The sequence below is a fragment of the Paucibacter sp. B2R-40 genome (genome assembly GCF_025717555.1).
Classification (GTDB): domain Bacteria; phylum Pseudomonadota; class Gammaproteobacteria; order Burkholderiales; family Burkholderiaceae_C; genus Paucibacter_A.
Window position 1 is genome coordinate 388,582 of sequence record NZ_JAJIRP010000003.1, and the last position, 19,161, is coordinate 407,742.

A 19,161-nucleotide genomic window follows, 5' to 3' on the forward strand; every position below is an offset into this window, starting at 1 on the left:
GCCCTGCATTTTGTCGTTTGAGTGTCCTGCCGCTGAACGCCAATGCACCCCCGTGATGTCCCTAAGAGGCCCCTCAAAGCCTGATTTCACTCAAAATAACGAGGGTTAACCCCTTGAATTCAGCGCGCTAAACGAATTCAATGTTGCCTTGGCGCGACGATAACCAATTTGACAATGCCGAATATCGTGCAGAGCTTGTGGCGGCTAAACCAAGCGCAAACGGCAAGCGCTGCACTCAATCCAAGTCGCCTCAATGCTGATGGGTATGCCCATCAGCATTTCCGTGCTCATGCTTGAGCAGCGGATCGTTCTGCCAGCCCAGCAGCACATTACGCCCTTGCACCACCAAATCGACCTTGGCGCCGACGGGCAGGCAGACCTTGGTGTCGACATGGCCGAAAGGCAGGCCGGTCAGGATCGGCGTCTTGGTGATGGCGCGCACCGCAGAGATGGCCGACTTCAGGTCATAGCCCCGGTCCAGCGGCGAGGCACGCCAGCCGCCAAAGTCTCCCAGCACGATGGCTTTTTGCGCGTCCAACACGCCCGCTTGCGCCAGCTGCAAAAGGCTGCGCTCGACCCGGTAGGGGTGCTCGTTGATGTCTTCCAGGAACAACACGCCGCCCTTGATGCGCGGGAAATGCGCGGTACCCAGCATTGAATTCACCATGCACAGATTGCCGCCCCAGAGCTGTCCGCGCAGGCACAGACCGTCCAAGCCTTTTTCGGTCCTGAAACCCACCGCCTCGAGCTGGCCGTTCATCGCCTCGGTGAAGCAGTCCTGCGTGACATCGTCAACGCCGCCGTCTTTGTCCGGGCGGCCGAAATCCACCCCCAGCGGGCCGGCCCAGCTTTGCGCCTTGGCATGCGTCAACAGGCCGAGCTGCAAGGCAGTCAGATCGCTCTGCCCGACCCAGCGAGTGCCCAACTCCACACTCTTGGCCAGCAGTTTCCAATCGATGCGGTCCAGCAAACGGGTCAGGCCATAGCCGCCCCGGGTGGCCAGCGCGACGCTGGGCGCCGCAGCCGCGACGCGGTGGATGGCGGCGAGGCGGGTGTCATCGTCGCCACCAAAGCGCTGGTGCTTGTCGAATGCGGACCCGTCAATGCTCACCTCGAAGCCGAGCTTGGCCAGGCGTTTGGCGGCGCGCTTGATCGGCTGGGCCTTGTCCAGCACGCCGGCCGGGGTGTAGAGGGTCAGTGAATTGCTCATTGGGGCTTGTCCGTAGAAGTGAAATCCGGCAGCACATCGAGATGCGTTGCGTCGCCGGTGGGAATGGGATCAAAAGGCGCTTGAGCCAAGGCCCGCATGGCGGCCCGGCGCTCGCGCGCAGCCTCGCGCCTTTGGGCAAAGAACTCCCGCAATAGTTGCGCCGAAGCGTCGGCCAACACGCCGCCCTGGATACAGGTGTGGTGATTGAGTTGCGGCTGCTCGAACAGATTGAGCACCGAGCCGGCCACGCCGGTCTTGGGGTCGGTCGCGGCGAACACCACCCGCTTGATGCGCGCATGCAGCATCGCCATCGCGCACATCGCGCAAGGCTCCAGCGTCACGAATAACTCGCATTCCGGCAGACGGTAGTTACCCAACAAGCTGGCGGCATGGCGCAGCGCCACAATCTCGGCATGCGCGGTCGGGTCATGCGTGGTGATGGGGCGGTTGTAGCCGGTGGCGATCACTTGGCCGGCGCGCATCACGACGGCGCCGACCGGCACCTCGCCGGCCAGCCAGGCGTTTTGCGCTTGGTCGAGCGCGATGCGCATTGCGTATTCATCGGCTGCACTTCGAATTGCGAATTCATCGCCCGCAGCGCTGAGCGACTGGACGGCGGGTGGCTGTGGAGGAAAGGGGGCTGCTGTCATAGTGGGCGGCTGCAGTTTAGCAAGCGCCCTTCTTCAAGACCCGACTTCCCTCAGCTTGCGGTAGAGCGTGTTGCGGCTGATACCCAGGCGTCGAGCCGCCTCCGATCGATTGCCCTGGGCCAGGCCCAAGGCTTGCTGGATGCAACGCGCCGACGATTGGCGCAAATCTTCGGTCATTCTGCCTTCCTCACGCACCCTTTCCGGTAAGGGCCGCGAGGGCGCCAACGCTGCGGCCATATCGTCCGGCAAATGGGCCCAGTCTATGCAGTCCTCGTGCTCATCCAGCAAAGCGCAACAGGTGCGCAACACATTCGCCAACTGTCGCAGGTTGCCCGGCCAGCGGTAAGCGGACAGCGCCCTGTGCAGTTCGGGATGCAGGCTGACGCAGCGCCCGGGAGCCGCCTCGATCAACAAGGCTTGCACCAGGGCCGAGAAGTCTGTGCGCTGTCGCAGCGGCGGCAGTTGCAAGCTCAGACCGTTGAGGCGGTAGTACAAGTCCTCTCGAAAGCGCTGCGCCTCCACTTCGACCGGCAAGCAACGATGCGTCGCGCAGATCAGCGCAAAGTCCACCGGCAAGGGTGCGCCGCCCCCAAGAGGCACAACCTGGCGCTCCTGCAAGACCCGCAGCAGGCGTGCCTGCATCGCCAGCGGCATATCGCCAATTTCGTCCAGGAACAAAGTGCCGCCGTCGGCTTGGCGCAGCAATCCCGCTGCGCCGTCCCGGCTGGCGCCGGTGAATGCGCCGGGGCGGTAGCCAAACAACTCGGCCTCGATCAAGCTCTCGGGCATGGCCGCGCAATTGATGGCCACAAAAGCGCCGGCTCGGCGCGGTCCACTGAGATGGCAAGCGCGGGCCAGCAACTCCTTACCCACGCCCGACTCACCTTGCAGAAGCAGGGCAATTGGTTTGCCGATCACGCGCCGGGCCCTGGCGATCAAGTTGCGCATGGTCGCGTCGCCGCTATCTAGGCGAGCAAGCGCATCATTCTGAGGCGCCGCCACGGGCACGGGCGGGGTGCTGGTCAGCTGCAATGACGCGGGCGCCATCACCTGTGCCGGCGCCGGTGCGCGGCTGCGCGCGCCGTCTAGCCTGCACCACAGCAGGCTTCCAGACACGCCGCGCAGCTGCCAGGGCAGACCGGCCGGGCGCACGCCCAATTCAGGGCTGCCGGCCAGCAGGCTGCGCAAAGTCAGGCCCAGGGCCTGCTCCAGCGTGCAGCGGCCCAGCGCCGAGCTGGACAGCCCCAACAGTTCCAGGCCCATCGGATTGGCGCCGATGATCACGCCCTCTTCCGACAAAGCCGCCAAGCCTTCGGTCACACTGCATAGTCCCTCGGGCCGCCCATGCAGGCGCAGAACCAGGCCAGCGCCATGCCGCGCCTCAAACAGCTGGTGCTCGATCAAGCGTGCAGCCGACCGTGCCAGGCCCAGCGTGTGAGGATGATGGTTGCGCCTGTCGCCGGAGATATCGATCACGCCCAAGAGCGCGCCGTTGGCATCGGCAATCGGGGCAGCGGCGCAGGTCAAAAAAGCATTGCGCTGCAGATAATGTTCGGCACCGTTGATCACCACGGCCTGACCATCGGCCAAAGCCGTGCCGATGGCATTCGTGCCGCGCCATTGTTCCAGCCAAACCGCGCCGGGACGCAGCGCCACCCGTGCCGCCTTATCCGCAAAACCGTCGTCGCCCAGGGCGTGCAGGAGCATGCCCTGCGGGTCGGCCAAGATGACCAGGCTGTCGCTGGCACGCACCTGCTCGGCCACAAACTCCATCACCGGCCGGGCCTGCGCCAATAAAGTGCGGCGCTGCTCGAGGGCCCGCGCCAGCTGCGCGGCAGAGGCATGCGGCACGCCGCTGGCGCGCCCTTCGGGCACCAGGCCGTGCTGACGGCTGCGCTGCCAGCTCTGCTGCAGCCGCGCTTCCAGCAGGCCAGTGGCCAGCTCGCCGGTTTCCAGCAACTGCCGGCGCGCCAGGCGCAGGCGACTCGGCGGCGTATTCAGACGCGGCGGTGCATACATCGTCATGATTCTTGTCTCCTTGTCCGGCTCGCTATTGGTTCGAGCTCTTCAGGCGCTGCTTGCAGCGCCCAGCCTTTGCTACGGCGCTGCGCCAACCATAGCAGTTCAAGCTTCGCTGCCAAGCGATTCAACCAAATAGAGGCAATTGCTGACTATCGGTACAGGCGCTGTACCGTTTCGTGACAGGTCTGCCCAGCGGTGAGTCACCGCCCAGTGTCAGTGCCAGGCCTGACCGCCGCCTTGCAGCCGCCTTGACGGCCCTAAACAGCATGCTTTCGGCTCAAACCGAGTGGCTGGCACGCCTTCTGCTCAAGCCTAGCCAGAGGCTCTTGACCTCATTCAAACCAAACCGGAGACCGACATGCTTTACGCCAGCCCCAATACCCCAGGCGCCAAACTCGCCTTCAAGGCCCAGTACGACAACTTCATCGGCGGGCGCTTTGTGCCGCCGGTGAAGGGCGAGTACTTTGACGTGATCACGCCAATCAGCGGCCAGGTCTACACCCGCGCCGCCCGCTCCAGCGCCGAGGACATCGAGCTGGCTTTGGACGCCGCCCATGCCGCCACCGCCCAGTGGGCGGCCACCAATGCCGCCACGCGCGCCAACGTCCTGCTCAAGATCGCTGACCGCATCGACGCCAATCTGGAGTTGCTGGCCTACGCCGAGACGGTGGACAACGGCAAGCCGATCCGCGAAACGCTCAATGCCGACATCCCGCTGGCCGCTGACCATTTCCGTTACTTCGCTGGTTGCTTGCGTGCGCAAGAAGGCGCTTTAAGCCAGATCGATGATCACACCGTGGCCTACCACTTTCACGAGCCGCTGGGCGTGGTCGGCCAGATCATTCCCTGGAACTTCCCCATTCTGATGGCGGCCTGGAAGCTGGCGCCGGCCCTGGGTGCGGGCAACTGCGTGGTGCTCAAGCCGGCCGAGTCGACGCCGATCAGCATCCTGGTGCTGGCCGAGCTGATCGCCGACCTGCTGCCGCCGGGCGTGCTCAATATCGTCAACGGCTATGGCCGCGAAGCCGGCATGCCCTTGGCTACCAGCAAGCGCATCGCCAAGATCGCCTTCACCGGCTCTACCGCCACCGGCCGCGTGATCGCGCAGGCCGCGGCGACCAATCTGATCCCCGCCACGCTGGAGCTGGGCGGCAAGAGCCCGAATGTCTTCTTCGACGATGTGATGGCCAAGGACGATGCATTCCTCGACAAAGCGATCGAAGGCCTGGTGCTGTTCGCCTTTAATCAGGGCGAAGTCTGCACCTGCCCGAGCCGCGCGCTGATCCAGGAACCCATCTACGACCGCTTCATGGAGCGCGCACTCAAGCGCGTCGCCGCAATCAAGCAAGGCAGCCCGCTGGACACCGACACCATGATGGGTGCGCAGGCCTCGTCACTGCAGATGGACAAGATCATGTCCTATCTGGAAGTGGGCAAGCAAGAAGGTGCGCAACTGCTGATCGGCGGCAGCCGCAAGCAGCTGGAGGGTGAGTTGGCCGGCGGCTATTACATCGAGCCGACGCTGTTCAAAGGCAATAACAATATGCGCGTGTTCCGCGAAGAGATCTTCGGCCCGGTGCTGGCCGTGGCCACCTTCAAGGACGAAGCAGAGGCCCTGCAGATCGCCAATGACACGCCTTACGGCCTGGGTGCGGGTGTGTGGACGCGCGACGGCAGCCGCGCCTATCGCATGGGCCGCGCCATACAGGCCGGTCGGGTCTGGACCAATTGCTACCACGCCTACCCGGCGCATGCGGCGTTTGGCGGCTACAAGGAATCCGGCATCGGCCGCGAGACCCACAAGGCCATGCTGGACCATTACCAGCAGACCAAGAACCTGCTGGTCAGCTACTCGCCCGATGCGCTGGGCTTCTTCTGAAGACAGGTGATCTGAGCAAAAGCGACAAGGGCGGTGCTTCTTGCCGCCTGCACTTGGCCGCCTCAGTGACGTGAGGCCAAAGCCCTGGACGCATTGGCCTCGGGGATTTGCCTCAGGGCATTGCCTCGGACGCCGCCTTGGCAGCTTGCTGCGCGGCATCCTGCAACTGCTGGCGCAAGGCGTCGGGCACATTTTGGGCCACTCCGCTGCCGCTGGCTGCGGAGGCTGCCACGCCGACCTTGGTCAATGAGACCGCTTGCTTTTTCATCTGCGTCAGCACGATGGCGAACACGATGACCAATCCGAGGATGCTGAGTGCTGCGCGCATGATTTTCCGCTCGTCGATCGAGAGGCTGGCTGGGTCCAAGACGGCCTGATTGTGCCTCAGCACAAGAAGCAAGCAAGCGAGCTGGGACGCCACTTCGCAACAGCCAATTGCCTACCCTTAGCAGCGCAGGGCCAGGATTGATCGACAACAAAATCCAGCGAACTTGCCAAAGATCAAATGTCAGGCTGATGTGCCCAGGATTCATTTGACAAAGGTCCACCAAAGGCTAAAACTCTGCGCCGATTTGAACAGTTATAGCCCTACTCCGGGGCTTGCTGGTGTCGCAGGAGCATAGAGTGAAAAAATCCAAAATACAGCTTTCCATACAAGCCTCACATGTGGCACTGATCACTGCGGCTTGCGTCGGGCTAACGGCTGCAGTCAGCGTACAGGCACAAACCAACCAAGCCAAGGGCGCATCGGTCGGCATGCCACCTGCGCAGGTCAAGCATTTCGACCCCAAGGGCAGCCCGCCGTCGACCTTCACGCTGGAGCTGCGCCGTGGCATCACCGCTTCCCTGCCCTTCAGTGATAAACGTGATTACGATGAAGCAAACAAGGGCTTCATCGCCGAGCCTGCCTACAAGCAGATCATGGCCGATGCCGGCCAAGTCGCCTGGGATATGGGCAGTTATCAGTGGCTGCTACAAGGCAAAGACTTTCAGAGCATCCACCCCTCGCTGCAGCGCCAAGCGGTGCTGAATATGAGCTACGGCCTCTTTGAGGTGGTGCCGGGCAAGATCTACCAAGTGCGCGGTTTCGACCTGGCCAATATCAGCTTCATCAAGGGCGACAGCGGCTGGATTATTTTTGACCCGCTGACGGCCAAAGAAACCGCCCGGGCCGCTTTAGAGTTCATCAACGACAAGCTGGGTAAACGCCCGGTCGTCGGCGTCGTCTACTCGCACTCGCATGTGGACCATTTCGGCGGTGTGCGCGGCGTTGTTGACGAGGCCGATGTGGCCAGCGGCAAGGTCAAGGTGATCGCACCGGTAGGCTTTATGCAGGCCGCGATCGAAGAGAACGTGCTGGCCGGCAACGCGATGTCGCGCCGCACGCAGTGGCAATACGCGATCCTGTTGCCACGCGACCCGCATGGCCACGTCGATCAAGCCATCGGCAAGAACGTCGCTAACGGCAATACCGGACTGATTGCGCCGAATCTGCTGATCAACAAAGACATCGAGGAGCTGACGCTGGACGGCGTCAAGATGGTGTTCCAGAACACGCCGGACACCGAAGCCCCGGTCGAGATGAACACCTACTTCCCGCAGTTCAAGGCCTTCTGGGCGGCCGAGAATGTCACCGGCACCATCCACAATATCTACACGCTGCGCGGCGCTCCGGTGCGCAATGCGCTGAACTGGTCCAAGCAGATCAATGTGGCGCTATGGCAGTTCGGTCAAGAAGCCGAGGTGATGTTCGCCTCGCACAGCTGGCCGCGCTTCGGCAACGCTCGCGTGCAAGAGGTGCTGCGCTCGCAGCGCGATGCCTACGCCAACCTGAACAACCAGGCGCTGCACTATGCCAACAAGGGCGTGACGATCAACGAGATCCACAACGTCTACGAAGTGCCCAAGAGCTTGCAGCAGCAATGGTCGGCGCGCAGCTACCACGGTGATTCGCAGAACAACGCGCGTGCCGTGATCAACCGCTTCTTGGGCTTCTATGACGGCAACCCGGTCAATCTGCATCCGCTGTCGCCGCAAGATTCGGCGCCGCTCTACGTCGAGATGATGGGCGGCTCGGCCAAGATCATCGCCAAGGGCAAGCAACTGATGGCCAAGGGCAAGTATCTGGAAGCGTCGGAGATTTTGAACAAGCTGGTGTTCGCCGAGCATCAGAACCAGCCGGCGCGTGATTTGCTGGCCAGCGTTTATGAGCAACTCGGCTATCAAGGCGAAAGCACCAGCGTGCGCAACAGCTATTTGCAGGGCGCTTATGAGCTGCGCAACGGCCTGCCCGGCGGCACGCCGCAAAAGAGCACCGGCCCCGACGTGGTGCGCGCCATGTCGACCGAGATGTGGCTGGACTTCCTGGGCATCAGCATGGACCCCAAGAAGGCCGACGGCATGCGTTTCGCTATCAACCTCATCACGCCCGACAACGGCGAGAAGTACCTGATCGAGTTGAGCAATGCCACGCTGACCAATATCAAAGGCCAGCAAGCCAAGAACGCCGATCTGACGATCACGCTGAATCGCAGCGAGCTCAACCGCGTGATGATGGGCCTGAGCTCCTTCGATGACTTGCTCAAGGCAGGCAAGGCCAAATTCGAAGGCGAGCGCAAGCCTTTTGATCAGCTGCGCAGCTTGATGGTCTCGTTCTCGCCAAGCTTCGAGATCATTCCGGGATCTAAGCCCAAGGCGGCTAGCCAGGGCCTGCCGGCCTTTGCCTTGCCCGACCAGTTGGACAGCGATTGATCTCGGTTTAACACCTCTTTGAGCGCCGGGATGGCGGCTGCGGCTGCTTCCCGGCGCTTATCATTTTGGAGAACGCCGCCATGGCTAACAACAACTTTCAACAGACCTTGTTGGCGACGGCCGTCGCTGCCGCCCTCTTCTCTTTGAGCCCGGCTATTCAAGCCGGCGGCATCCTTTTGTACGAGGTCGGCACAGCCGACGTCGGCCTGGCCGCTGCGGGCTATGCGGCTCGCGCGCAAGACGCATCCACCGTGCTGACCAACCCGGCCGGCATGACGCGACTGAGCGGCAATCAAGCCACGCTGGGCGCGCAAGTACTGCACGGCGATGTGGGTTTTTCGATCGGTGACGGCACCTCCGCCGCGCTGGGCAACAAGAGCGGCGGCAACCCGGTCGGCTGGTTTCCGGGCGGCGGTGCGTTCTACACGCACAGCTTGTCACAGGATTTGAAACTCGGCTTCGGCGTGACAGGCAACTTTGGCTCGGCCACCAAGTTTGAGGACGGCTGGGTGGGCCGCTACCGCGTCCAAGAAGGCAAGCTGCTGGGCGTCTCGCTGCTGCCCTCGGTGGCCACCCGCATCAACGACAAGCTGTCTCTCGGAGCCAGCCTGAACCTGATGTACGGCATGTTGGACAACAAAGTGGCCATCAACAACATCATCGGCAGCGACGCCAGCCTGACCCTCAAAGACAATAGCTGGGGCGCAGGCGCCAACTTGGGGCTGATGTACGAAGTCGATGCCGGCCGACGCTTCGGTCTGACCTATACCTCGCCGGTCAAGCTCAACTTCAAGGCGCAAGCGCAGTGGAGCGACTTGGCGCCCGGCGTGCGAGCGCTGCTCAACGCCCGAGGCTTGCTGGACACGCAAGTCGATCTCGGCGTGACAGTGCCGCAAGGGCTGATGGCCAGCACCTACCAGCAAATCGCAGGGGACTGGGCGCTGCTGGGCAGCGTCGGTTGGCAGCAATGGTCGAAATTTGGCGAGGCCGAAATCGGCATCGACTCCAACAACCCCGTCGGACTGTCGACACAGCTGCCCTTCAGGGACACCTGGCATCTGTCGGTCGGCACGCAGTACAAATGGTCAAATGCTTGGCTGCTGAATGCCGGGATCGGCTATGACTCGGGTTTTCAGAGGAATGGCCAGATTGCTTTGGCGCTGCCAGTCAATGCCACTTGGCGCTTCGGTGTCGGCGGCCAAAAGGAAGAATCCAGCAGCTTCAACTGGGGTTGGAGCCTGGAGTACACGCCGCAAGGCACTTTGCGCAGCAATGCCCAGAGCGCGGTGCCCGTCGTTTTGGGTGGACGCGGCAGCGTGGTCGGCGAATACAAGAAGGTCAACTTCATCTTCCTGGCGATGAATTTCAACTGGAAGTCTTGATCAACCGACATGAAAAAAGCCGCTCAGCGATGCTGGGCGGCTTTCAGTAGTTCGGCAAATCAGTCAGTTGGCCAATGGCTCAACTCATTCCCACTCGATCGTCGCCGGCGGCTTGCTCGACACGTCGTAAGTGACCCGGTTGATGCCGCGCACCTCGTTGATGATGCGACCCGACACTTTCTTCAGCAGACCATAGGGCAACTCGGCCCAGTCGGCCGTCATGAAGTCGCTGGTTTGCACCGCACGCAGCGCCACCACGTAGTCATAGGTGCGGCCGTCGCCCATCACGCCCACGCTCTTGACCGGCAAGAAGACGGTGAAGGCCTGGCTGGTCAGCTCATACCAGTTCTTGCCGGTGGCCTCATCCTTCCAGCCACGCAACTCTTCGATGAAGATCGCGTCCGCCCGGCGCAGCAGATCAGCATATTGCTGCTTGACCTCGCCGAGAATGCGCACACCCAGGCCCGGGCCTGGGAAGGGGTGGCGATACACCATATCGGCCGGCAGACCCAGCGCCACGCCCAGGGCGCGCACCTCGTCCTTGAACAACTCGCGCAGCGGCTCCAGCAGCTTCAAGCCCAATTGCTCGGGCAAGCCGCCGACATTGTGGTGGCTCTTGATGGTGATCGCCTTCTTGGTCTTGGTACCGCCGCTCTCCACCACATCCGGGTAGATGGTGCCTTGAGCTAACCATTTAGCGCCCTGCAACTTGTCATTGCCGGCCTTGAGCTTGGCCGCCTCGGCCTTGAAGACCTCGACGAACTCGCGGCCGATGATCTTGCGCTTTTGCTCGGGGTCAGTGACGCCCGCCAGATGACCGAGGAACTGCGCTTCGGCCTGCACATGCACGACCTTGGCATGCAGCTTGCCAGCGAACATCTCCATCACCATCGCGCCCTCGTTCAAGCGCAGAAGGCCATGATCGACAAACACGCAGGTCAGCTGATCGCCGATGGCGCGGTGGATCAGCGCCGCAGCGACCGAGGAATCAACCCCACCGGACAGACCCAGGATGACTTCTTCATCACCGACCTGCTCGCGGATCTTGGCGACGGCTTCTTCGATGTAGTCGCCCATGATCCAGTCGCCCTTGCAGCCGGCGATCTCGCGCACAAAGCGCGTCAGCAGCTCCTGGCCCTTGACCGTGTGCGTCACCTCGGGGTGGAACTGCACCGCGTAATAGCCTTTTTCTTCGTTCGCCATGCCGGCAATCGGGCAGCTCGGCGTTTCGGCCATCAGTTTGAAGCCGGGCGGCATCACGGTGACCTTGTCGCCATGGCTCATCCAGACCTTGAGCATGCCGTGGCCTTCCAGCGTGGCGTGGTCCTGGATGCCGTCAAGCAACCGGGTATGGCCATGGGCACGCACCTCGGCATAGCCGAATTCGCGGTGATCACTGGCCTCGACCTTGCCGCCGAGTTGCACGGCCATGGTGAACATGCCGTAGCAAATACCCAAGACCGGCACGCCCAGGTCCCAGACTGCCTGCGGCGCGCGCAACTCATGGTCTTCATAGGTCGAGGCATGGCTGCCTGACAAGATGATGGCCTTGGGTGCGAATTCACGGATGAACTCGTCCGACACATCATTGGGGTGAATCTCGCAGAACACCGCCGCCTCGCGCACCCGGCGGGCGATCAGCTGGGTGACTTGGGAGCCGAAATCGAGGATCAGGACTTTGTCATGCATAGCGTTCTCTCTTCTTCAATCTTTTTAAAACTTGTATTCAAGCCGCCGCCGGCGCCGCAGACCGCGTGCGGGCGAAATGCCGCCAGGCGAACAGCAGCGACAGCGCCTGCAAGGCGGCGCAAAAATAGAACGGCGCGCCGATACGCCAGTCGCCCTTGGGCAAGTCGGCAACGAAATAAATCAGGCCCGGCCCAACCGCAGGCGCCAATACGGCCATGATGCTGTTCAGCGAGGACACGGCGCCCATCGTTTCGCCCTGGGTCGAGGCGTCGGCGGCATTCGAGATCAGGCTTTGCATCGCGGCGCTGACGGCAAAGCCCAAGAGGTTGAAGCCGATGATGGCGTACATCATCCAGCCCGCTGTCGAGGCGCCCCAGACAAAATTCGTCACGGCGCTGGACAGCAAACCCAGCACGACCAAGCGCTGCGGCGTGAAAATCTTCAGCAGATGCGGTAACAAAAAGCCCTGCACCAGCACCGACATCACGCCCACTGCGAACAGCGACCAGCCGTTTTCCTTGGGACCCCAACCGAATTTGAAATGTGTGTAGAGCACCCAGCTGGACTGCAAAACCATCTGAGCTAAACCCGACAAGCCAATTACGAACACCAAAGGACCGACGCCCTTCAAGCTGCTCAACTTCTTCAGCGAATTGATTGGATTGGCGCGCTGCCAAGTGAAGGGCCGGCGGTTCTCGATCTTTAACGATTCGGGCAGGACGAAGAAGCCATAGCACCAGTTGATCAGTGCCAGCGTACCGGCCACGTAAAACGGCAGGTGCAGGTCGATATCACCCAGAATGCCGCCCATCACCGGGCCGAGGATGAAACCCATGCCGAAGGCCGCGCCCAGCATGCCGAAGCGCTTGGCACGCTCGTCCGGTGCGCTGATGTCGGCCACATAGGCATTGGCGACCGAGGCATTCGCCTGCATCGCGCCGCTGACCAGGCGCACCGCCACCAACATCCACAAGGCGGTGGCCATTGCAGTGACGAAAAAGCTCAGTGCCAGGCCGCAAAAGCCAATCAGCATCACCGGCCGGCGGCCAAAGCGGTCGGACAAGGCCCCAAGAATTGGCGAGCCGATGAAGTTGGCGAAGCCAAAGGCGAAGGCCACCATCAGATAGGCCAGCGTGTGATTGGCGGCCGAATTGGTAAAGCTGCCCACCAGCGGCGGCAAGACCGGGATGATCAGGCCGATCGAGATCATGTCGATCAACACCGCCACCATGATGAAACCCATGCCGGCCGATCTGATCTTGGCCCCCTGGCTTGGCTCTGTCGCTCGTTCGCTCAATCGAAATCCTTGCTGCTGCTCAATGTGAAAAAGGGGCCGAGGCCCCTTTCTTCCTGCCGACTACTCGCTTCGGTAGTTCGGCGACTCTTTGGTGATCTGCACATCGTGGACATGGCTTTCGCGCATGCCCGCCGAGGTGATCTCGACGAACTCGCCCTTGTTCTGCATGTCTTCGATGGTCGCGCAGCCGCAGTAATGCATGGACGCCTTCAGGCCACCGGCCATCTGGAAGATCACCTGTACCACCGAGCCCTTGTATGGCACCTGGCCTTCGATGCCCTCGGGCACCAGCTTGGAGGTGTTGGGGTTGTTGGCCGAGGTGTCCTGGAAGTAGCGGTCGGCCGAACCCTTGGCCATCGCGCCCATCGAGCCCATGCCGCGGTAGCTTTTGTAGCTGCGGCCCTGATACAAGATCAGGTCACCGGGCGCCTCTTCGGTGCCGGCAAAAGCGCCGCCCATCATCACGCAGTCGGCGCCGGCGGCAATCGCCTTGGCCAGATCGCCCGAGAAGCGCACGCCGCCGTCGGCAATCACCGGCACGCCGGTGCCGCGCAGAGCAGTGGCGACGTTGTCGATCGCGGTGATCTGCGGCACGCCAACACCGGCCACGATGCGGGTGGTGCAGATGGAACCTGGGCCGATACCGACCTTGACGCCATCGGCGCCCGCCTCCACCAGCGCCAAGGCAGCCGCTGCGGTGGCGATATTGCCGCCGATCACGTCGACGCCGGGGAATTTGTCCTTGACCCAGCGCACGCGCTCGAGCACGCCGGCGCTGTGGCCATGGGCGGTGTCCACGATCAAGGCGTCCACGCCGGCCTTGACCAGCAGCGTCACGCGCTCTTCGGTGTCATCACCAAAGCCGACCGCAGCACCGACGCGCAGCTTGCCATGCGAATCACGCGCCGCGAGCGGGAAGCTGGTTTGCTTGGTGATGTCTTTGACCGTCATCAGGCCGCGCAACTCAAAGGCCTCATTGATGACGACCACGCGCTCCAGCTTGTGCTTGTGCATCAAAGCCTTGGCTTCTTCCAGCGAAGCGCCTTCCTTGACAGTGATCAGTTTGTCGGCCGGCGTCATCATCTGGCTGACGGCCAGATCCATGCGCGTTTCGAAACGCACATCGCGGCCGGTGACGATGCCGACGACTTTTTTGCCGTCCAGCACCGGGAAGCCCGACACACCGTGCAAGCGCTGCAGCTCGATCACTTCGCGCACCGTGGTGCTGGGCGTGATCGTGAAGGGCTCGAGCACGATGCCCGACTCATAGCGCTTGACGCGAGCGACTTCGATCGCTTGCTGCGCCGCAGTCAGATTCTTGTGAACAATACCGATACCGCCCTCTTGCGCGATGGCGATGGCCAAACGCGCTTCGGTGACCGTGTCCATGGCGGCTGACACCAGGGGCAGGTTGAGGCGGATATTGCGGGACAGCCGAGTGGCTAAACTGGTGTCGCGAGGCAAGACTTGCGAGAACGCTGGCACCAAGAGAACATCATCGAAGGTGAGCGCTTTGCCGAGTAGGCGCATAGGGGAAGCTCCAGACGCAAAGCGGCATTATACGGAGGCGCGCAAGGCCCCCAACTTTGGGTGGCCAAGGCTACACTCAAAATATGCCAAATCTACTCGCTACTCTCGACCTCAAACGCATTGGCCTGCTTGGCCTGTTGCTGCTTTGCATCGCGTCTCCCGCGCAAGCACAATGGAAATGGCGTGACGCTGCAGGCAAGCTGCAGTTCAGCGACTTACCGCCACCCCAGGGCACGGCTGAGAAAGACATTCTGCAGCGACCCAAAAACCAACAGCAAGAGCGCATCGTCATCGTGCCTTACGGCAGCAGCGCCAGCGCCGCAAGCGCCCCAACCCAGGCCGCAAGCACGCCGAACAAGGCTGAATTGGAACGCCAGGCTCGCGAGAAGCAGCAAGACAAGGACGCGCAAAAACTCCGCAAGGAAAACGAAGCAAGGCTGGTCGAGCAACGCCGCGACAACTGCCTGCGCGCCCAGGAAAACATGAAGCTGCTGCAAGACGGCGTGCGGCTGACGCGCAACAACGACAAGGGTGAACCGATCGTCATCGATGAGCGTCAGCGTGCCGACGAAATAGCGCGCACCCGAAGCGTCATTGACAGCGAGTGCCGCCGCTGACCGATCGGCGCAGCCCGAGCCCGCTAGAGCCCGATCTTGCCGCCCAGCGGGCGGTGCCGAGAAGCGACCCGTTCGGGCGACTTGCGAAAGCGCAGTCGCCGCGATTCTTTCGGGTCCACCGTCAGAGACCGGTAAATCTCGATCCGATCCCGTTCGCGCAGGGCTGTACTCAAGGGCATCAAACGCCCCCAAACACCGATTTTCATTGTGCCTAAGCGCGGCAGCTGATCAGCAAATTCAGGGCAAGCCCGCAGCGCCTGCTCTATCGTCGCGCCTTCGGCCACCCGCAGTTCCAAACGCCTAACATCACCCGCACAGGGACTCCAGACCAGTTCGACCTGAATCGCTGGTGCAGCAGCTTCAGCGTGGCCCATAAACCGCCTCGGCGCGTTGGACAAATCTTTCCACAAAGGTATTGGCCACCCGATCGAACACCGGACTGACCACCGCCTCCAGCGCCACACTGGAGAAGGCATAGCGCAACTCGAACTCGATCTTGCAGGCGAGCTCGGTTTCAGCGTTGCCGCCCGGCTTGGCCAGGGGCACAAAGCGCCAGTCACCGTCCAGCATTGAAAAAGGGCCATCGACCAAGCGCATGCTGACGCGCCGATCGGTTTCATGGCTGTTGCGGGTGGTGAAGGCGTGGCGCACGCCAGCATAGGCCAGCGACAGGCGCGCGGTGACGGCGTCGTCCTGCTGCTCCAGCAACTCAGCACGCTCGCACCATGGCAAGAACTCGGGATAGCGCTCAATGCCGACGACCAAGTCATACATCTCGCGCGGCGAGTACCAGAGCAGAACGGATTTTTTAACATGCTTCATACAATGCAGGGATTGTATTGGCGCAGCCGCCTCAACACAGCGCCGCCAACGGCACCCGAAAACAAGAGCCCATGTCCACTGCTTCCAACTCGTCCTTCAGACCACCAGCCAAAGCAAAGCCGGCTGTATCCAGCGCCCCGATCGCCGAGAACCGCCGCGCCCGCTATGACTACTTCATCGAAGAGCGGCATGAGGCCGGCATCGTGCTGGAGGGCTGGGAGGTCAAGTCCATCCGCGCTGGCCAGGTTCAGCTGACCGACGGCTACGTGATGATCAAGGGCGGCGAGATGTATTTGATCGGTTGCCGCATCAACCCGCTGCGCAATGCCTCCACCCATATCAGCCCGCTGGCCGATCGCATCAAAAAGCTCTTGCTCAAAGGCGAAGACATCCGTCGCCTGATTGGAAAGATCGAGCAAAAAGGTTTCACCCTGGTGCCGCTCAACCTGCACTTCAAGGGCAGCTACGTCAAGGTCGAGATCGGCCTGGCCAAGGGCAAGGCCGAACATGACAAGCGCAACACCGAGAAAAAACGCGACTGGGAAAAGGAGAAGGGGCAGCTGATGCGTCACGCCGCCAAAGCCCCATCCCGAGACTAAAGAATAGCCAGCGCCTGCGCCAAGTCGGCACGCAAATCGGCTTCAGCCTCCAGGCCGATCGCAAAACGCACGATCACGCCATCAGCAAAGCTTCGAGCCAAGCTGCGGCTGCGGCTCATGTCAGAGGGCACCGCCAAGCTCATCGGCCCGGCCCATGAATAACCGATGCCGAACAGCGCCAGCGCATCGACAAAGGCGTCGACCTGACGCGCGCTGTACTGGGGCTTGAACACGGCGGAGAACAAACAGGCCGCGCCGGCCGAACTGGCCTGCAACCAATGGGCATGGCCTGGCGAGCCCGGCAGCGCCGGGTGCAAGACCTGCGCCACTTGCGGCTGGGTCTGCATCCAGGCGGCCAGCGCGCGCGTGGTGGCGTCTTGCGCGCGGTAGCGCAACTCCAGCGTAGGCAGTCCACGCAGAACCATTTCCACATCGTTCTGGCCGAGCCCATAACCCAGATGTTCATGAGCATGATTGAGCCGCTCATGCAGGTCCAAATCGCGCGTACAGACCGAACCCATCAGTACATCAGCACCACCCGACGCATACTTGGTCAACGCCTGCATGGAGATATCCACCCCCACACCGGGCACGATCTCAAAAGGATTGAAGGCGACGCCTGATCCCCAGGTGTTGTCCAAGGCGGTGATAACGCCGCCACGCGCTTTGCAAGCGGCCAACAGTCCCAGCAAATCGGGGAACTCCAGCGTGATCGAGCCGGCCGCCTCCAGCCAGACCAGCTTGGTCTGCGGCGTCAACAGCGTCTTGAACCCCGCCGCATCGAGCGGGTCATAGAACTTGTGCGTGATGCCGAACTGCGGCAACCAGGACTCGCTCAAATAGCGGTTTTGTCCATAGACGTTATCGGGCACCAGCACCTCATCGCCGGGCCGCAGCAAGCCCAGGCTGACCAAGGTCACCGCCGCCAAGCCGCTGGGCACCAACAAGCAATGCTTGGCACTCTCCAGGCTGGCGATGCGGGCCGCCAGGGTATAGCTGGTCGGCGTGCCATGCAGCCCGTAGCGGTAGCTGAGGCCGTCGCGCGGGCGGTATTGATGCAGGTCAGCGGTGTTCTTGAACAGCACCGTGGACGCTTTGAAGACGCCGGGCGGGAACGCATTCCAGCCCTCGGGAGCATGGTAAGGGTGGTGGATTTGATCCGTGGAGATGGCGCGTTTGCTCAAGTGAATACTCCGACCAGGAAAAAGAAAACGGGCCGCAGCCCGTTTGAGTCAAGAACAGCGACTAGATCGGCACGCCGATCAAGTCATGGCCTTCGGTCGCAACGATCTTGGCCTTGGTGAACTCACCGACCTTGAGCGTCTTGCTGGCCTTTTGCGGCGCAGCCAGGCGCACCGTGCCGTCGATCTCTGGCGCATCCGCGTAGCTGCGGCCGACGCCGCCCTTGCGACCCATCGCCGGGGCGGAGTCGACCAAGACTTGCATCGTGGAGCCAATGCGCGCGCGCAGCTTGTCGGTGGACACCGCTTCAGCCATGGCCATGAAGCGCGCTCGGCGCTCTTCGCGCACCTCCTGCGGCAGCGCGCCGTCCAATTCGTTGGCCGTGGCGCCCGTCACCGGTGAATAGGCAAAGCAACCGGCGCGGTCGATACGTGCCTCGGCCATGAAGTCCAGCAGATACTGGAACTCGGCTTCAGTCTCACCGGGGAAACCGGCGATGAAGGTCGAGCGAATCACGATGTCCGGGCAGATCTCGCGCCAGCGCAGGATGCGCTCCATATTCTTCTCGCCATTGGCCGGGCGCTTCATGCGCTTGAGCACGTCAGGGTGGGCATGCTGGAGCGGCACGTCCAGGTAAGGCAGGATCAGGCCTTCGGCCATCAGCGGCAAGACCTCGTCCACATGCGGATAGGGGTAGACGTAATGCAGGCGCACCCAGGCGCCGTACTGCTTGGCCATCTCACCCATTTGCGCGACCAGGTCGTACATGCGGGTCTTGACCGGCTTGCCGTCCCAAAAGCCGGTGCGGTATTTGACGTCTACGCCGTAGGCGCTGGTGTCCTGGCTGACAACCAGCAATTCCTTCACGCCGGATTCAAACAATGCTCGCGCTTCATTGAGCACATCGCCGATCGGACGCGACACCAGATCACCGCGCATGCTCGGGATGATGCAGAAGGTGCAGCGATGGTTGCAGCCCTCGCTGATCTTCAAGTAAGCGTAGTGCTTTGGCGTCAACTTGATGCCCGCAATGCCGCGCGACTCGGGCACCAGATCCAAAAATGGGTCATGGGGCTTGGGCACATGCAGATGCACGGCGTCCATCACCTCTTGCGTGGCGTGCGGGCCGGTCACGGCCAAGACGCTGGGGTGCATCTCGCGCACCAAGCCGCCCGCGTCCGGGCTCGACGCCCCAGCTTTAGCACCTAAGCAGCCCGTCACGATCACCTTGCCGTTTTCGGCCAAGGCTTCACCGATGGTATCCAGGCTCTCCCGCACCGCGTCATCAATGAAGCCGCAGGTATTGACGATCACCAAATCGGCGCCGGCAAAGGTCTTGGAAGTCTCGTAGCCCTCGGCCCGCAACTGGGTCAGGATCAGTTCAGAGTCGGTCAGAGCCTTTGGGCAGCCCAAGGATACAAAGCCGATTTTGGGCGCGGCGGCGACATTGACGCCGCTTGTGTTGATTGTGTTCATCCGGGGATTTTCGCTCATCCCGAAGCGGCCGGGCTCAAAGGCCCAACACAAAGGC

16 protein-coding genes are annotated in these 19,161 nt (G+C 62.1%); 5 read left to right on the top strand and 11 right to left on the bottom strand.

The genetic code is table 11. The features are described from left to right. Positions 1 to 250: 250 nt before the first annotated feature. From LNV09_RS08310 to LNV09_RS08320, 3 genes are all read right to left on the bottom strand, one after another. Entirely contained in the window at positions 251 to 1,210 is a 960-nt protein-coding gene (locus tag LNV09_RS08310) for an LD-carboxypeptidase (protein ID WP_263556619.1), read from the bottom strand. After that, entirely contained in the window at positions 1,207 to 1,761 is a 555-nt protein-coding gene (tadA, locus tag LNV09_RS08315) for a tRNA adenosine(34) deaminase TadA (RefSeq protein ID WP_411969243.1), read from the bottom strand. The genes LNV09_RS08310 and tadA overlap by 4 nt, the downstream gene beginning before the upstream one ends. A 132-nt stretch (positions 1,762 to 1,893) precedes the next feature. Continuing rightward, positions 1,894 to 3,885 carry a sigma-54-dependent Fis family transcriptional regulator gene (locus LNV09_RS08320; protein WP_263556621.1) on the bottom strand — a complete coding sequence of 664 codons (1,992 nt, stop codon included), beginning with the start codon at positions 3,883 to 3,885 and terminating at the stop codon, positions 1,894 to 1,896. Positions 3,886 to 4,240: 355 nt separating this feature from the next. Here LNV09_RS08320 and exaC point away from each other — a divergent pair, with 355 nt between their 5' ends. Continuing rightward, positions 4,241 to 5,761 (top strand): acetaldehyde dehydrogenase ExaC, encoded by a 1,521-nt coding sequence (gene exaC / locus LNV09_RS08325; protein ID WP_263556622.1) that lies wholly within the window; start codon positions 4,241 to 4,243, stop codon positions 5,759 to 5,761. Between the two features lie 112 nt (positions 5,762 to 5,873). Here the strand turns inward: exaC and LNV09_RS08330 are convergent, their stop codons facing one another. Continuing rightward, positions 5,874 to 6,089: a hypothetical protein gene (locus tag LNV09_RS08330; RefSeq protein ID WP_263556623.1), complete on the bottom strand. Its 216-nt coding sequence runs from the start codon at positions 6,087 to 6,089 to the stop codon at positions 5,874 to 5,876. Between the two features lie 338 nt (positions 6,090 to 6,427). Between LNV09_RS08330 and LNV09_RS08335 the strand changes: the two genes are divergently transcribed. After that, entirely contained in the window at positions 6,428 to 8,512 is a 2,085-nt protein-coding gene (locus LNV09_RS08335) for an alkyl/aryl-sulfatase (RefSeq protein WP_263556624.1), read from the top strand. Positions 8,513 to 8,592: 80 nt separating this feature from the next. Further along, positions 8,593 to 9,894: an OmpP1/FadL family transporter gene (locus LNV09_RS08340; protein WP_263556625.1), complete on the top strand. Its 1,302-nt coding sequence runs from the start codon at positions 8,593 to 8,595 to the stop codon at positions 9,892 to 9,894. A gap of 84 nt (positions 9,895 to 9,978) precedes the next feature. Here LNV09_RS08340 and guaA read toward each other — a convergent pair whose 3' ends face one another. From guaA to guaB, 3 genes are read right to left on the bottom strand one after another with little or no spacing between them, the layout of a single operon-like run. Then, positions 9,979 to 11,583, bottom strand: coding sequence for a glutamine-hydrolyzing GMP synthase (gene guaA / locus LNV09_RS08345; RefSeq protein WP_263556626.1), 1,605 nt, complete (start codon positions 11,581 to 11,583; stop codon positions 9,979 to 9,981). A gap of 37 nt (positions 11,584 to 11,620) precedes the next feature. After that, positions 11,621 to 12,880 (bottom strand): MFS transporter, encoded by a 1,260-nt coding sequence (locus LNV09_RS08350; protein ID WP_263556627.1) that lies wholly within the window; start codon positions 12,878 to 12,880, stop codon positions 11,621 to 11,623. A gap of 60 nt (positions 12,881 to 12,940) precedes the next feature. Then, a complete protein-coding gene (gene guaB, locus LNV09_RS08355; protein ID WP_263556628.1) occupies positions 12,941 to 14,410 on the bottom strand; it encodes an IMP dehydrogenase in 1,470 nt (489 codons plus the stop codon). A gap of 83 nt (positions 14,411 to 14,493) precedes the next feature. Between guaB and LNV09_RS08360 the strand changes: the two genes are divergently transcribed. After that, a complete protein-coding gene (locus LNV09_RS08360; RefSeq protein ID WP_263556629.1) occupies positions 14,494 to 15,027 on the top strand; it encodes a DUF4124 domain-containing protein in 534 nt (177 codons plus the stop codon). Positions 15,028 to 15,050: 23 nt separating this feature from the next. Here LNV09_RS08360 and LNV09_RS08365 read toward each other — a convergent pair whose 3' ends face one another. Beyond that, positions 15,051 to 15,401, bottom strand: a complete 351-nt coding sequence (locus LNV09_RS08365; protein WP_263556630.1) for an RnfH family protein — start codon at positions 15,399 to 15,401, stop codon at positions 15,051 to 15,053. Beyond that, positions 15,388 to 15,849, bottom strand: coding sequence for a type II toxin-antitoxin system RatA family toxin (locus LNV09_RS08370; RefSeq protein ID WP_263556631.1), 462 nt, complete (start codon positions 15,847 to 15,849; stop codon positions 15,388 to 15,390). The genes LNV09_RS08365 and LNV09_RS08370 overlap by 14 nt, the downstream gene beginning before the upstream one ends. Before the next feature lie 71 nt (positions 15,850 to 15,920). Between LNV09_RS08370 and smpB the strand changes: the two genes are divergently transcribed. Next, positions 15,921 to 16,448, top strand: coding sequence for an SsrA-binding protein SmpB (gene smpB / locus LNV09_RS08375; RefSeq protein ID WP_263556632.1), 528 nt, complete (start codon positions 15,921 to 15,923; stop codon positions 16,446 to 16,448). Here the strand turns inward: smpB and LNV09_RS08380 are convergent. Next, a complete protein-coding gene (locus LNV09_RS08380) occupies positions 16,445 to 17,632 on the bottom strand; it encodes a PLP-dependent transferase (protein ID WP_263556633.1) in 1,188 nt (395 codons plus the stop codon). The two genes, smpB and LNV09_RS08380, sit on opposite strands and share 4 nt — an antisense overlap. 61 nt (positions 17,633 to 17,693) lie before the next feature. Then, positions 17,694 to 19,106: a 30S ribosomal protein S12 methylthiotransferase RimO gene (gene rimO, locus LNV09_RS08385; protein WP_263556634.1), complete on the bottom strand. Its 1,413-nt coding sequence runs from the start codon at positions 19,104 to 19,106 to the stop codon at positions 17,694 to 17,696. Positions 19,107 to 19,161 lie beyond the last annotated feature (55 nt).

Bases quoted from the DNA above. Each gene is read 5' to 3' on its own strand.
- rimO (WP_263556634.1), bottom strand. From the start codon at position 19,106: ATGAACACAATCAACACAAGCGGCGTCAATGTCGCCGCCGCGCCCAAA.
- LNV09_RS08340 (WP_263556625.1), top strand. From the start codon at position 8,593: ATGGCTAACAACAACTTTCAACAGACCTTGTTGGCGACGGCCGTCGCT.
- LNV09_RS08360 (WP_263556629.1), top strand. From the start codon at position 14,494: ATGCCAAATCTACTCGCTACTCTCGACCTCAAACGCATTGGCCTGCTT.
- LNV09_RS08365 (WP_263556630.1), bottom strand. From the start codon at position 15,401: ATGGGCCACGCTGAAGCTGCTGCACCAGCGATTCAGGTCGAACTGGTC.
- LNV09_RS08370 (WP_263556631.1), bottom strand. From the start codon at position 15,849: ATGAAGCATGTTAAAAAATCCGTTCTGCTCTGGTACTCGCCGCGCGAG.
- guaB (WP_263556628.1), bottom strand. From the start codon at position 14,410: ATGCGCCTACTCGGCAAAGCGCTCACCTTCGATGATGTTCTCTTGGTG.
- LNV09_RS08330 (WP_263556623.1), bottom strand. From the start codon at position 6,089: ATGCGCGCAGCACTCAGCATCCTCGGATTGGTCATCGTGTTCGCCATC.
- smpB (WP_263556632.1), top strand. From the start codon at position 15,921: ATGTCCACTGCTTCCAACTCGTCCTTCAGACCACCAGCCAAAGCAAAG.
- tadA (WP_411969243.1), bottom strand. From the start codon at position 1,761: ATGCGCATCGCGCTCGACCAAGCGCAAAACGCCTGGCTGGCCGGCGAG.
- guaA (WP_263556626.1), bottom strand. From the start codon at position 11,583: ATGCATGACAAAGTCCTGATCCTCGATTTCGGCTCCCAAGTCACCCAG.
- LNV09_RS08310 (WP_263556619.1), bottom strand. From the start codon at position 1,210: ATGAGCAATTCACTGACCCTCTACACCCCGGCCGGCGTGCTGGACAAG.
- LNV09_RS08320 (WP_263556621.1), bottom strand. From the start codon at position 3,885: ATGACGATGTATGCACCGCCGCGTCTGAATACGCCGCCGAGTCGCCTG.
- exaC (WP_263556622.1), top strand. From the start codon at position 4,241: ATGCTTTACGCCAGCCCCAATACCCCAGGCGCCAAACTCGCCTTCAAG.